Genomic DNA, 13,927 nt, shown 5'->3' with positions numbered 1-13,927 from the left:
TACGCCTCTGTATGATTTATGAAAATCATGGTTAATCACGAATTTGATAGTGGAAGCCTAAAAATTGCTTAAATTTTTTCACTACATGTAAGCTGTGGCGAAGTAAATCACGCTCGGTTCTATCCAGTTGTTTAATATCAATGTTATTCAATGCTTCTTGCTTTTTGAGTTGTTGATTAAGGCGAACCTTAAAGAACAATTTCAGTGCTTCGTTGAGGTTATCTGCCGTTTCAGGCTCTAAGATGCGTTTTTTCCGAAGTGCTTCAATGCGCTCAAACGTGTTCTTCTCCTCAATGGCATATTCCAAAGACAAGGTGCGAATGCCGTGCACAATTGGGAAAATGCCGCCGCGTTTAATATCTAACCCGTCCTTAGCACTTTTTACGTTGCCAAACAGAGTTAGGGGCACAGAAAACTGCAAGGCAGGGCGAGTAAAATCAGACAGTATCAACATGCGATCTTTCATTGTGTCGCGAAGGTGGGTCGCGATTGGAGCCAGCAGTTCGCGATTTCCCGCAACAGCATGGGCGTCACTGAAAATGGCTAAGTCCATGATTTGTTGTGGTTCGGCTTTGGCTATCCAGCGGTCTAAGGTGTTTATCCACTCTTGCTGCGTTTTGACCCATTTCGGGTTGTTGACCATGACTTTACCCGGGCAAAGTGGATAACCGAGCTGTTGTAGAGTGTGCGTGAAGGATTGCATCACTTGTTCGCAATGAGGCCATTCCAAACCATCTTGAATAATTAGAGCATTGTCTTGGTCTGTCTTGAGAATTTGTTCTCCTCGACCTTCTGAGCCGAGTACGATTAAGCAGCAATGATCGTGCAAGGCTGGTGGAACCACTAACTCGAACGCTTTTTCGATAATTTGCTCGTTCACGGCGGAAATTAACTCCATGATAAAGCGAGTGCGGATGCCGTTTCTCAATAAGCTCTCGACCAATTGACGTTGGCGGTTTGAGGCCAATGCGAGCTCTTCCACACTGCTTGCTCTGGCAATACTGAGCGTTAACACGTGAGAGTGGGTGGAGAACGCGCTGAGAATTTGGGTCATATCCAGCATGCCGACGGCTTGGTTGCCATCACATACCATGAGACGTTTCATTCGATTTCGGGTCATGGTGATCATGGCATTGAATAAAAAATCACCATCATCAACGTGATAGACAGGAAAGGTGGCGATATCACCAACAGGGGTATTGAGTGCGCTGCCATCTAACATCACGGAGTGCAGCATGTTGGTTCGCGTCACGATGGCGTATGGATGAGCCGAGGGCCATTTTTCTAATCGCGGATCGTCATCATTGAGTTTGACAAGTGCTGCATCGATCCCATTTGCTTTTAGGGTGTGCGTCACCTCGTTAATCGGCGTATTTGGCTCAAGGATCATCGGTGGGTGATAAATGCTGCGGTCAACTTTGGTGAGGATAAACTCTGCCAAGTTTTGTTGTTGGTGAGCGGCTTCGATGAGTTCTTGTCGCTTTGATAAATTGTTATCGAAATAGGCCGCAAACTGACCATTCTCGTTGTAAAGCGCCAGAAAGACGTCTTTCGGTAGCAGATAGGAGAGCGTGTCTTCAAGTGCGATGTATTGATGACGTACGTTGTCTTCAAGTAACGAGCGCACATCAAACATATCGTCGTTGGCATAATGCGCGAACACTTCCTGCTGATCTTGGGAGCGCTCTTCTACCGCGCCTTTGATCAGAATATGCAAGTGAGGGTTCTTCTGTCCGCAAGATAAAATTACATCTCGAGCTCGATAGTAGGCAACGTCCAGAGACGAGCGCAGTCGTGTCTGTTGTGCTTCGGTTAAGCGGTCGAACGGTGGAGATTGCATGTTAAATTTGTCAGGCATGAGAACACCCAATGATGGAAGGAACACTCTCTAAGTCTGACAAATTTCCTACCGGAAGCCAGACGACTTTGGTCTAAATCACGATGATTTCGCTTTAAGATGGCCAATGTCGCAAAGTTAGTATTCCATCGAGGAAACGATAAGTTGCCTATTCTTCCCTTTTTATAATACGCATAGCGATCCATAATTCCCGGTTCGAACGTTGATGTTCCCGTTTTAGGATATTAGTAATGTTGAAACCTTCTCCGTATGGCTGGATTTCCCAGTACTTTCTCGGATTCTTCTTTGCGTATGGCGTATATCTGCCATTTTGGTCACTTTGGTTTAAGGAGCAAGGTGTCTCTTCGACCGACATCGGTTTGCTAGTTGGGTTGGGTCTTGCGACACGTTGTGTCGCCAATATCGTGATCACCCCACGAGTGCACAAAGTTGAACACCTTATGCCTGCTTTACGTTGGTTGAGTTTCGCTGCCCTCCTTTTTGTTGGATTTCACTTTTTTACAGGTGGCAGTTTTTGGTTAATGGCGTTAGCGACGGTGCTATTTAACCTCTGTTGTGGGCCGATTGTTCCATTATCGGACGCGATGGCAAACTACTACGCTCGTCTGAAAATGCTCGACTACGGCCGTACGCGCTTATGGGGCTCGATCGCCTTTATCGCGGGTTCGACGGCCGTGGGTTATCTGGTGGCTGAATTTGGCTCTGATATGATCTTGTACACGGCGATGGCCGGGGTATTAGTTTCGTTGCTATTTTCAATGCGTATGACTAACCCGATGCCCGTTACGCTTGGTGGGCAAAGCGCGGAGCGTCCAAAACTGAGTGCTCTTTTGACAGACAAGCCGATACTTAAATTCTTAGTGTTGGTGTCATTAATTCAGGGCAGTCATGCGGCTTACTACGGTTTTAGCGCTATTCACTGGAAAGCCGCAGGTCATTCGGAAGATGTGATTGGCTATCTGTGGAGCTTGGGTGTTGCAGCCGAAGTGGCAGTGTTTGCGCTGAGCAAGCGTTTATTCGTCGGTTGGTCAATGCGCGCGTTATTTGTTGTTGCTGCCGTTGGTGTGATGATGCGTTGGGGCATTACGGCATCGACAACGTCGATTGTTGCTTTGGTGATTGTTCAATTATTGCATGGCGTGACATTCGCAACGGCACACATTGCTGCGATTCAATATATCCAAAACTCGGAAGAGAATAAGATAGTGGCGCTGCAAGCATTGTATAACGCGATTCCGCTAGGCGCATTCATCGCACTGATGACCGTGTTGAGCGGTTGGGGTTATGAGCACTGGGGACCACTTGTGTTCTGGGGCATGGCCGCGATGGGTTTATTGGCATTGTTCATCAAGCTCGAACCACAAGAGCCACATCATGTGGTCGATGTATCAGACAAGTCACTGGAAACACAGAATTAGACTTCTGTGACAAAGGTTAAAAACTAAGCTTTGTCTCCGTTGTGAAAGCAGTGTTAAATGAAACCTCTCCCTAATGGAGAGGTTTTTTTATTCTCTTGCTTTAAAACGGCAAGAAAGGCAAGAAAGGATATCGGATGCAAGGATGGCTGGTGGTTCCCGTTTCTTTGGCGTATTTGGGAGCCTTATTTATCATCGCGTGGTACGGCGACATTCAGAAAAGGTGGTTAGCACGCTGGCGGCCGTGGATTTATAGCCTTTCCATTGCGGTGTACTGTACATCGTGGACCTTCTACGGCACGGTCGGGCAGGCCAGCAGTAACCCTTGGTCTTTCTTGCCCATCTATATTGCCCCCATTTTAGTGTTTACCATCGGATGGCGCGTTTTAGCTCGGCTTATTTTGATTGCTAAACGGGAACACATCACGTCGATTGCTGATTTTATCGGAGCTCGTTACGGCAAATCTCAAGGTTTGGCCGTAGTTGTTACACTCATTGCAGTTGCGGGAATTTTGCCGTACATCGCTTTGCAGTTGCGTGGTATCACCATGGGGCTAGAAATCATTGCCCCAGAACTGGCTACCGATTTTGGTTATCAAAACGATAGCGTGTCGTGGTTTGTCGTGGTCGCACTGGCAATTTTTACCATGCTATTTGGTACCCGGCACATTGATAACACGGAACACCATCGTGGGATGATGATGGCGATTGCCTTCGAATCGATTATCAAACTGTTGGCGTTTTTAGTAGTCGGTGTATTCATTGTTTGGTTGGCGATGAACACCGAGAATTTGAGCTTAGTTGATGTTGCCGCACAGACGTATCAGTCACCAAACATCCCGACCATATTGATTCATACCGTACTCACGATGCTGGCGATTGTTTGTCTTCCACGACAATTCCATACGATGGTAGTGGAAAATGAACGCGCGCAAGATTTGCATGTTGCTCGTTGGTTGTTTCCCATTTATCTGATCTTGATGGGGATTTTTGTTTTACCTATTGCGTGGGTAGGGCAAGGTTTGTTGAGTGGTGCTTCGCCTGATACTTATGTGATCAGTGTGCCGATGTCGGTAGGGGCGAGTGAAATCGCTTTGCTTGCATTTTTAGGTGGCACTTCGGCGGCCAGTGGCATGGTTATCGTGTCGACGATTGCCTTAGCGATCATGGTATCGAACGACTTGGTTATGCCACTACTATTGCGTCGCATGCGATTGACGCAGCGTAACCATCATCACTTCTCTGAATTATTACTGCGGATCCGCCGTGGTCTGATTTTAGTCCTACTAATTGGCGCTTGGGGTTTTTATCAAGCGTTAGATACCATTCACTCACTCTCAGCGATCGGCTTTCTCTCATTTGCGGCGATCACGCAATTCGCGCCTGCGCTGGTGGGCGGTATGTACTGGCGTCAAGGGAATAAGAAGGGTGTGTATGTTGGCTTGGCGGTAGGCTTTACCATTTGGCTGATTACGTTAATGAGCCAAACGGACATGCTTGCCGGGAATGCCAGTAACAACTTTTTGATTTGGTTGATCACCCCACCAGAGGTATTGGCTGGCTTTGACATTGCGATTTCAGATTGGGGGATGATCCTCAGCGTGGTCGCCAATGCAGTGTGTTTTGTCGTGGTTTCTATGACTACACGACCAAGCCTAAGTGAGCGCTTACAATCGGCATCATTCGTTGGTACGCCACTGCCTGAAAGCGAAAACATGAGCCTATACCAGAGTCGTGTTACGGTTGCGGAACTAGAAATGCTAGCGTCTAGGTTTGTTGGGCGAACGCGAGTAAAAGCGGCTTTTCAAGCGTATTGGAGCCAGCAACGAGAAGAGCTAATGCCGAATCAGCAGGCGCCATCTTCTCTGATTCGACATACCGAACGTGTATTAGCCGGGGTATTCGGCGCTTCTTCTGCTAAGTTAGTACTCACTTCTGCGTTGCAGGGAAGAAACATGCAGCTTGAAGAGGTGGCGACTATCGTCGATGAAGCCTCTGAACTGTACGATTTTAGCCGAGGCCTACTTCAAGGGGCGATTGAACATATCGGGCAAGGTATTGCGGTGGTCGATAAGCAATTACGCTTGGTGGCTTGGAACCAACGCTACTTAGAACTCTTTGAATTTCCGCCAGGCTTGATCCAAGTTGGGCGACCGATTGCGGATGTGATTCGGCACAATGCAGAGCAAGGTTTATGTGGCCCAGGCGATCCTGATGACCACGTCCGTCGCCGTGTGTATCACCTTGAGCAAGGGACTCGGCACACCTCTTCTCGGGTCCGCCCCGATGGTCGCGTGATTGAGGTACAAGGTAACCCAATGCCAGGTGGTGGCTTTGTGATGAGCTTTACCGACATCACCGTATTCCGAGATGCAGAGCAAGCGCTGAAAGACGCCAACGAGACATTGGAAGAAAGGGTACGTCTGCGGACTCGGGAATTAGAACAACTTAACAAGCAGCTGGTGGCAGCGACGCAACGCTCCGATTTGGAATCGAAGTCCAAATCACGGTTCTTGGCGGCAGTAAGCCATGACTTGATGCAGCCACTCAACGCTGCGCGCCTGTTCGCTTCTTCATTGTCGGAAGTAGCCAAAGACAGCGAAGCCAAAAAGCTGTCGGCTCACATTGAGAGTGCTTTAGAGGCGGCCGAAGACCTGATAGGAGATTTGCTGGATATTTCGCGCTTGGAGTCGGGCAAGCTGGAAGTCAATGTGCACGGTTTTGCGTTAAACGATGTGTTGTCGAATTTGAATGCGGAGTTCAGCGCATTAGCCAAGCAACAAGGTATAGCATTCACCATGATTCCATCCTCACTCATGGTGAAATCGGATCCCAAACTGCTGCGCCGTGTGGTGCAAAACTTCCTGACCAATGCGTTTCGTTATAACCCGAATGGCAAAGTGGCGCTTGGTGTTCGCCGGGTAAAAGGGCGAGTGCGTATTGATGTGTGGGACAACGGTGTAGGTATTGAAGAAGAGAAGCAGCAAGAGATCTTTGAAGAGTTTAATCGCGGAACTCAAGTTCGTTCCGACCAAGGTCTCGGGCTTGGTTTGGCGATTTCCAAGGGAATTGCTCAAGTGCTCGGGCATGAAATTTCGATGCGTTCTTGGGTTGGTAAAGGCAGTGTCTTTTCTATCACGCTTGATAAAGCCGATCATGTGCAGCCGCACCCAGTTCAAGTCACGACAAGTAACCAGTCTGAACTTGGTCATCTAAGAATTCTATGTGTGGATAATGAGCCCGATATTTTAGTCGGTATGGAAAACTTACTGTCTCGATGGGGCTGCGATACGCGAGTGGCGACCGATTTGGTCGAAAGTCTACAAGCTCTCGAGGATGGTTGGATTCCGGACGTGATTTTTTCCGATTACCGACTTGATGATGGTCGTACTGGCTTGGAAGTGCTACAGCAATGTCGCTTGAGACTAGGCAGCTGCTTTGAAGGTGTCATCATCAGCGCGGATCGCACCGATGATATGCTTGATGGCATCAAGGCAAATGGGTTCAGCTTTATTGCGAAGCCAGTTAAGCCGCTTAAATTGCGTTCGGTGCTCAACCGCGTCGCATAGATTTAGAGTGTTTTAGCGTTGCTATAAAAGAGACCTCCGAATGGAGGTCTCTGTGTTTGTAATCTTATTTTGGTTTGTAGGCTGAGTTTGCCGCTTATTCCGCAACACCACCTTGGGTGAGTTTTGCGGGATTAAGCAATCGTTCTAACGTGGCTCTATCTAAATCGGTTTCTTCTTCCGCGACATCAATAATCGCACGACCCTGCTTATAGGCTTTCTTCGCGATTTCTGCCGCTTTCAGGTAGCCAATGACCGGGTTGAGGGCCGTGACCAAAATTGGGTTTTTGGCGAGCGCTACATCCAAGTTATCTTGACGAACTTCGAATGTTGCAATGGCTTTATCAGCTAAAGCCGTTGCGCTGTTAGCGAGCAACTCGATGCTCTCCAATATATTATGAGCAATGACAGGTAGCATGACGTTTAGTTGGAAGTTGCCTGCTTGGCCCGCGACGGTAATCGTGGTGTCATTACCAATGACTTGCGCTGATGCCATAGCTGCGGCTTCTGGGATCACAGGGTTTACTTTGCCAGGCATGATGGAAGAACCCGGTTGCAAGCCTTGTAATTCAATCTCACCTAAACCAGCCAATGGGCCTGAATTCATCCAACGAAGATCGTTTGCGATCTTCATGATCGCAACTGCTGCTGTTTTGAGCTGTCCCGATAGGGCGACGATCGCATCTTGACTGCTTAAATTGAAAAAGAAGTTATCACTGGCCGTGAACTGAATACGAGTTGACTGGGTTAGGTTGCTAGCGAATAAGTCTGCAAAGCGTGGATCGGCATTGATCCCCGTTCCAACTGCCGTACCACCTTGGGCTAAGGCTTTTACCGCTGGCAGTGCTTGCTCAATCGCTTGCTTAGCATGGTCGATTTGGAACTGCCAACCGCCAAGCTCTTGAGCAAAGGTTATAGGCATCGCGTCCATTAAGTGAGTGCGCCCGGTTTTTACAACATCTTTCAGTGCTTGCTGCTTAGAATGTAGTGCTTGGCTGAGGTGTGACAAGGCCGGAAAGAGCTGTTTTTCAATGGCTAATGCTGCGCTAACTTGAATTGCGGTTGGCACCACATCGTTACTGCTTTGTCCCATGTTGACGTGATCATTAGGACTGACGGTACCGCCTAGATGCTGGGAGGCCAGTGTTGCAATCACTTCATTCGCATTCATATTTGAGCTGGTGCCTGATCCGGTTTGAAATACGTCAATTGGGAACTGCTCAATATGATTGCCCTCGATAATCGCCTGAGCTGCGTCAGCAATCGCATTAGCGATATCACCTTCAAGCAGCCCCAATTGTGCGTTGGTGAGTGCCGCAGTCTGCTTGATGTGTGCCAACGCTTGGATGAAGCCAGATGGCATCTTATGTTGACTGAATGAGAAGTTATCGACGGCGCGCTGAGTTTGGGCTTGGTAGAGTGCATCTGCTGGGACTTTCACTTCGCCCATACTGTCAGTTTCTATGCGGAATTCGGTGCTCATGGTAGGGATCCTTTTGGTTAATCGAGTGAGATTTGAATCAGGCGTAATTGTTGTTGTAATGCGAGAAATTTCACGTCGCCTTGTTCAAACTGATAGTAATAGCGTTTGAGACAGAATAATGGCGTATGGATAGAATCGAGACAGACACGACGGAAGATGCGACTGCGAGTGGAGTCTTGAATTGCGTCTAGTAGATGGAAATAAACCTGACGCAAAAACAGCTCACACAACAATAGATTTTCTTCATCGGCATCGTGTTCATAGCAGGAAGACAACACCATTCCCCAATGAATATAGTCATGAATTACGTCTGGCTCAAAGCCGTGTGGTGCGGCGAGAAGGAATCTATCTTGTGCTTTAAAAAATGCGTTGAAGATGTCCCGTTTGTTGTCCATAACCACCTCTCATTTAATGTAATGATAATTATTATCAATTAAGTGGCGAGTTGGCAACCATTTTCAGAGTAAGAGGTTTGCAAAGAAAGCATTACAAAGCAAAAAGCCGACGTAAAAGCGTCGGCAGGGAGGGAATTATTTAGTCCTGAGGTGACAATGAGGTATCGACGTTTTGGATATCGGTGTCTTTATCTGTGGCCATTACTCTGTAAATAAGGTTTCGTACTTCACAAACGCGGTTTGTGTTTCGCCGTAATAAAGTGTGCCTCCAGATTGAATGACGACTCTTAACCAACTTTCTGCGGATGCTGGTCTTGGTAAGGTAATGTACCAACTTTTTCCAGCCTGATCGGCGGGCTTCATATCAATCGGCTGAGCATTTTTCTCTTCGTCATTAACGATGGAAACTTTGACCCCTTCGAGTGGATAGGCGGCATTGAGTGACAATTCTAAGCCATTTTTCGTGAGCTGTTCTGAGCGAAACTTCACTTTAAAGTCGCCATTTTCCATGTCACACAGTCCACTGGTGTAACGACAGTTAGACTTACTCGCGAGTTTGTAAGTTTCCCCTTCTTGTGCCGCGTGGGGTTTCTCGCTGAGTGCCATATCGGTGCCGAAGTAGGCGATCAAAGAAAGAATCGGCGCAATCAGCAGAGCGAGAATAAAGTGCTTGTTTTTGAACATAAAATACTAATTCCATCAATTATCTGTTCATTTTAACTGGCTAAAATCACTAATAACTTCGTTAATGATTTTGAAGGTAGAGCAACTAGCTTGCTGCAATCTTTGCCCTGTTCTAAACGATTGTTTCTGCGTTCCCCGAACATATAACCAAAGCCATTCCTGTGCTTCCTTGCTACGGCTCAGGGAATCTAATTATTAGAATAAGTTAGGTGAATAAAAAAGCCCCAAGTGGGGCTTTTGTGGCTTGCGTTATATTTTAGTGGTCCACGGCATCGCCTGCACCAACAGGGACACGAACGTGTTCAACAAGATCTTTAACTTCTTGAGGTGTTTCCGCCGTAACTTTCGATACCGCGAATGCCACGATGAAGTTAAATAGTGCGCCGATAGCACCAAACGCGTTTGGCTCAATACCCAGGAACCAGTTGGTTCCCCAGCTTTCTAGATATTTCCAGTCAGCAACGAATAGGATGCCTTTGTGCTGGAATACGTAGAACAGCGTGATACTGATACCGGCAATCATACCGGCGATTGCGCCTTCTTTATTGATGCCTTTGCTGAAGATACCCATCATCAACGCAGGGAAGATGGATGATGCAGCAAGACCAAAGGCGAGCGCCACCGTACCAGCGGCAAAGCCAGGAGGATTCAATCCGAGATAGCCTGCGGCTGCGATTGCCACCGCCATCGAGATTCGGCTGGCAAGCAGCTCCTTCTTCTCGGATATGTTCGGGTTTATAACCCCTTTAATTAAGTCATGGGAAATCGCCGACGAAATAGCAAGCAACAGACCCGCTGCTGTGGATAGTGCTGCAGCGAGACCACCAGCGGCTACGAGCGCAATGACCCAGTTTGGTAGTTTAGCGATTTCTGGGTTTGCTAGTACCATGATGTCACGGTCAACTCGCAATTCATTGGTATCAGGATTTGAGGTGTACTCGATCAGGCCATCGCCATTCTTATCATCAAAGCCTAATAGACCTGTTGTTTCCCAGTTTTTGAACCAATCAGGGCGCTCATCATACGCAAGGTGCTGACCAGGCGCAGGGTTGACGGTATCCATTAGGTTTAGACGTGCCATTGCTGATACTGCTGGCGCCGTTGTGTATAGAATAGCGATGAACACAAGTGCCCAGCCTGCAGAAGTACGCGCATCACGCACCTTAGGTACTGTAAAGAAACGGATGATAACGTGTGGTAGACCTGCAGTACCGATCATCAATGACATGGTGTAAACGAACATGTTTAGTGTGCTACCGCGAACCTGCGTAGTGTATTCACTAAAGCCGAGTTCGGTCACCACTTGGTCGAGCCTATCGAGCAGATAAACATCGGTGCCTTGAATGGTACTCCCGAGGCCAATCTGAGGTAGCGGGTTACCTGTAAGTTGCAGAGAGATAAAGATTGCAGGGATAGTGTAAGCAAGAATGAGTACGCAATATTGAGCAATCTGCGTGTATGTGATGCCTTTCATGCCGCCAAGTACTGCGTACATGAATACAATACACATACCAATCAGTAGGCCTGTTGAGTAATCAACTTCTAGGAAGCGACCGAAGGCAACGCCAACGCCTTTCATCTGGCCGATAACATAAGTGACCGATGCGATGATAAGACAGATAACCGCCACGATACGTGCCGTGTTCGAGTAGAAGCGTTCACCAACAAACTCTGGCACCGTAAACTTACCAAACTTACGTAGATAAGGGGCGAGCAACAGTGCAAGCAGTACGTAACCACCCGTCCAACCCATTAGGAATACGGAGCCGCCGTAACCCATAAAGGCAATCAGACCCGCCATTGAGATGAACGATGCCGCCGACATCCAGTCAGCAGCGGTTGCCATACCGTTAGCGATTGGGTTGACCCCGCCACCTGCGACATAGAACTCTTTGGTTGACCCCGCACGCGCCCAGATCGCAATACCGATGTAGAGGACGAAGGTTGCACCAACAACCAAGTAGGTAATAGTTTTCAAATCCATCTGAGTTACTCCTTACTCATCTACGCCGAATTCACGGTCGATTTGGCGCATCTTCCATGCGTAATAGAAAATAATACCTAGGAAGGTGTAGATGGAGCCTTGCTGAGCAAACCAGAAACCAAGTTTGTATCCACCTAATTGAAATTGATTAAGTACGTCGACAAATAAAATGCCGCAGCCGAAAGACACTACGAACCAGATGACCATAAGGCCAATCATGAGCTTCACGTTTTTGTCCCAATAGGCTTTGGCTCTTTCTTCGCTTTCAAATGCCATTGCCGTCTCCTTACGATTGGTATTGTTGTTAAAAAAATGTTTCAACATGTACATTAGCAAGGTGTTGGCAAGAACTCTTTTCAACTTTAGTCGGGGTATGAAAAATAAAAAACTCCCGTGATATGGGCGCTTAGAGAAGAGTTAGGGTTATTTGTTAATGTTAAAAAGCTGTTAAATTAGCCAAAGGTCTAAGGAGAGAAATGATAAAAAGCACGAATAAGAGACGTGATTAATTTTTTCTTCATTGATTTTAGCGATCCTTAACAGAAACATTCTGCGTTCTTCTTTTTATCAATCAGCGAAAAAACTGGCGTGAAAAATTCACAAGTAATTTATTTACATAAAGTTTTCGTACCAAATCACCGTTTTAGCGCACAATAAAGTAATATAACTGAGTCATTCTCGTACAACCTCGCGCTTTGGGACGGTTTAAGGAGGAGGCAGATTAAGGCATTAACTTATTAACGAAGTCGCCTTAGCTCATCACAAGCATATCGTTTTTCATTAAGGGAGGGTGAGAATGGACGCAGACACCATTAACAGTTTTTTTCTTATAGGTGCGTTGTTAATCGCACTTAGCGTTCTTTTAAGCCCAGTTTCCTCTAAGTTGGGAATCCCAATTCTTTTGGTATTTTTAGCCGTTGGAATGCTGGCGGGGGAAGACGGTTTAGGCGGTATTTTATTTGATAATTTTTCGATCGCTTACTTGGTCAGTAACCTCGCATTAGCCATCATTTTGCTTGATGGTGGTATGAGAACACGGGTTGCCAGCTTTAGGGTGGCGTTATGGCCTTCGGTGTCTTTAGCAACGTTTGGGGTTGCAATCACCACTATTTTGACCGGGCTGATGGCAACGTGGTTATTCGACTTAGACTTGCTGCAAGGTATATTAGTTGGTGCGATTGTCGGCTCCACTGATGCCGCCGCGGTTTTTTCTCTACTCAAAGGTCGTAGTCTTAACGAACGTGTTGGCTCAACGCTGGAAATTGAATCCGGCACCAATGATCCTATGGCGGTGTTTCTGACTGTTACTCTGATTGCTATTTTAGCGAACCCAGATGCAGATTTGAGTGTGGGTTTTTTGGCGCTCAGTTTTCTTAAGCAGTTTGGTATTGGCGCTTTACTCGGTTTTGCTGGTGGCTGGATTTTGTGGAAGGTCATCAATCGTAATCAACTGCCGGATGGCTTATATTCGATTTTAACCGTCAGTGGTGGCTTGCTGATTTTCGCTTTATCTAATGCATTAGGTGGCAGCGGTATTCTGTCAATTTATCTGGTTGGTTTACTGCTAGGTAATCGTCCAACACGCAGCCGCCATTCCATTCTTCATGTGCTAGATGGCATGACGTGGCTAGCTCAAATCGGTATGTTCCTCGTGCTTGGTTTATTGGTTACGCCTTCCAACTTGCTCTCTATTGCGTTGCCTGGTTTGGCGCTGGCCTTTGGGATGATTTTATTTGCCCGTCCAATCTCGGTTTGGATCGGTTTACTGCCATTCAAGAGTTTCACACCACGTGAAAAGTGGTTTGTTTCTTGGGTGGGCTTGCGCGGTGCTGTCCCAATTATTCTGGCGGTATTTCCAATGATGGCAGGATTGCCAGATGCGCAGTTGTACTTCAATTTGGCGTTTTTCGTGGTAATGGTCTCTTTGATTGTACAAGGTGGCACATTGACTAAAGCGATGTCTCTGGCGAAGGTAGAGCTACCTTCTAAACCTGAGCCAATTTCACGCACAGGTGTGGAGATTTACCCAACTAGTGAGTGGGAACTGTTTATCTATAAGCTTAAAGCGGATAAATGGTGTATTGGTGAACCATTGCGTAGTCTTTCGATGCCGGATGGAACGCGCATCGCCGCAGTATTTCGCAATAAGGCGTTATTGCATCCGTCAGGCAGCACGCGCCTCGAAGAAGACGATACCTTGTGTGTGTTGGCGCAAGAAAAGGATTTGGATGCTCTGAGCTTGCTATTCAGTGAAGCGCCTGAGAAAGCGTCATTGGCACGATTCTTTGGTGATTTCTTCCTAGATATTGAAGTGAACCTTGCCGATATTGCGATGATGTATGGCTTGAACTTGGGCGATGAGTCACTCGATAAAAGCTTAAGAAACCTTGTAGAAGAACAATTGGGGAGTACACCAGTGTTAGGGGACCAATTCGAGTGGCAAGGCTTGCAATGGATCATTGCCGATGTCGTTGACCAACAAGTCACCAAAGTAGGTATCCGTTTGCCAAGCGAGCAAAGCCTGCTCGCTGACGAGGAGTGA

The 13,927-nt window shown here is 47.1% G+C and carries 9 protein-coding genes; 3 read left to right on the top strand and 6 right to left on the bottom strand.

The window, feature by feature from the left end; translation table 11 throughout:
- Positions 1-31 precede the first annotated feature (31 nt).
- Entirely contained in the window at positions 32-1,858 is a 1,827-nt protein-coding gene (locus L3V32_RS21630; RefSeq protein WP_161445900.1) for a DUF294 nucleotidyltransferase-like domain-containing protein, read from the bottom strand.
- A 230-nt stretch (positions 1,859-2,088) separates the two neighbouring features.
- Here L3V32_RS21630 and L3V32_RS21625 point away from each other — a divergent pair, with 230 nt between their 5' ends.
- Positions 2,089-3,276: a 3-phenylpropionate MFS transporter gene (locus tag L3V32_RS21625; protein ID WP_005397849.1), complete on the top strand. Its 1,188-nt coding sequence runs from the start codon at positions 2,089-2,091 to the stop codon at positions 3,274-3,276.
- 134 nt (positions 3,277-3,410) lie between these two features.
- Entirely contained in the window at positions 3,411-6,842 is a 3,432-nt protein-coding gene (locus tag L3V32_RS21620; RefSeq protein ID WP_048626672.1) for a PAS-domain containing protein, read from the top strand.
- 94 nt (positions 6,843-6,936) lie between these two features.
- Here the strand turns inward: L3V32_RS21620 and L3V32_RS21615 are convergent, their stop codons facing one another.
- From L3V32_RS21615 to L3V32_RS21595, 5 genes are all read right to left on the bottom strand, one after another.
- A complete protein-coding gene (locus L3V32_RS21615; RefSeq protein WP_237285163.1) occupies positions 6,937-8,322 on the bottom strand; it encodes a lyase family protein in 1,386 nt (461 codons plus the stop codon).
- A 17-nt stretch (positions 8,323-8,339) separates the two neighbouring features.
- Complete coding sequence (locus L3V32_RS21610; protein WP_005382370.1) at positions 8,340-8,717, bottom strand: hypothetical protein; 378 nt, start codon at positions 8,715-8,717, stop codon at positions 8,340-8,342.
- A 201-nt stretch (positions 8,718-8,918) separates the two neighbouring features.
- On the bottom strand, positions 8,919-9,401 hold the full coding sequence (locus tag L3V32_RS21605; RefSeq protein WP_012841321.1) for a hypothetical protein: 483 nt from the start codon (positions 9,399-9,401) through the stop codon (positions 8,919-8,921).
- A gap of 256 nt (positions 9,402-9,657) precedes the next feature.
- Positions 9,658-11,385, bottom strand: a complete 1,728-nt coding sequence (locus tag L3V32_RS21600) for a sodium:solute symporter family protein (protein ID WP_005397550.1) — start codon at positions 11,383-11,385, stop codon at positions 9,658-9,660.
- A 12-nt stretch (positions 11,386-11,397) separates the two neighbouring features.
- The gene (locus L3V32_RS21595; RefSeq protein ID WP_005397548.1) at positions 11,398-11,661 is read right to left on the bottom strand and encodes a DUF4212 domain-containing protein; all 264 of its coding nucleotides are present in this window, start codon (positions 11,659-11,661) and stop codon (positions 11,398-11,400) included.
- Positions 11,662-12,181: 520 nt separating this feature from the next.
- Between L3V32_RS21595 and L3V32_RS21590 the strand changes: the two genes are divergently transcribed.
- Positions 12,182-13,927 carry a potassium/proton antiporter gene (locus L3V32_RS21590; RefSeq protein WP_047010251.1) on the top strand — a complete coding sequence of 582 codons (1,746 nt, stop codon included), beginning with the start codon at positions 12,182-12,184 and terminating at the stop codon, positions 13,925-13,927.

Source organism: Vibrio sp. J2-4 (assembly GCF_021728155.1).
GTDB lineage: Bacteria > Pseudomonadota > Gammaproteobacteria > Enterobacterales > Vibrionaceae > Vibrio > Vibrio diabolicus.
This window is presented reverse-complemented; position numbering and strand designations above follow the sequence as displayed.

Coding starts and splice junctions, on each gene's coding strand:
- L3V32_RS21630 (WP_161445900.1), bottom strand. CDS start 1,858: ATGCCTGACAAATTTAACATGCAATCTCCACCGTTCGACCGCTTAACC.
- L3V32_RS21625 (WP_005397849.1), top strand. CDS start 2,089: ATGTTGAAACCTTCTCCGTATGGCTGGATTTCCCAGTACTTTCTCGGA.
- L3V32_RS21620 (WP_048626672.1), top strand. CDS start 3,411: ATGCAAGGATGGCTGGTGGTTCCCGTTTCTTTGGCGTATTTGGGAGCC.
- L3V32_RS21615 (WP_237285163.1), bottom strand. CDS start 8,322: ATGAGCACCGAATTCCGCATAGAAACTGACAGTATGGGCGAAGTGAAA.
- L3V32_RS21610 (WP_005382370.1), bottom strand. CDS start 8,717: ATGGACAACAAACGGGACATCTTCAACGCATTTTTTAAAGCACAAGAT.
- L3V32_RS21605 (WP_012841321.1), bottom strand. CDS start 9,401: ATGTTCAAAAACAAGCACTTTATTCTCGCTCTGCTGATTGCGCCGATT.
- L3V32_RS21600 (WP_005397550.1), bottom strand. CDS start 11,385: ATGGATTTGAAAACTATTACCTACTTGGTTGTTGGTGCAACCTTCGTC.
- L3V32_RS21595 (WP_005397548.1), bottom strand. CDS start 11,661: ATGGCATTTGAAAGCGAAGAAAGAGCCAAAGCCTATTGGGACAAAAAC.
- L3V32_RS21590 (WP_047010251.1), top strand. CDS start 12,182: ATGGACGCAGACACCATTAACAGTTTTTTTCTTATAGGTGCGTTGTTA.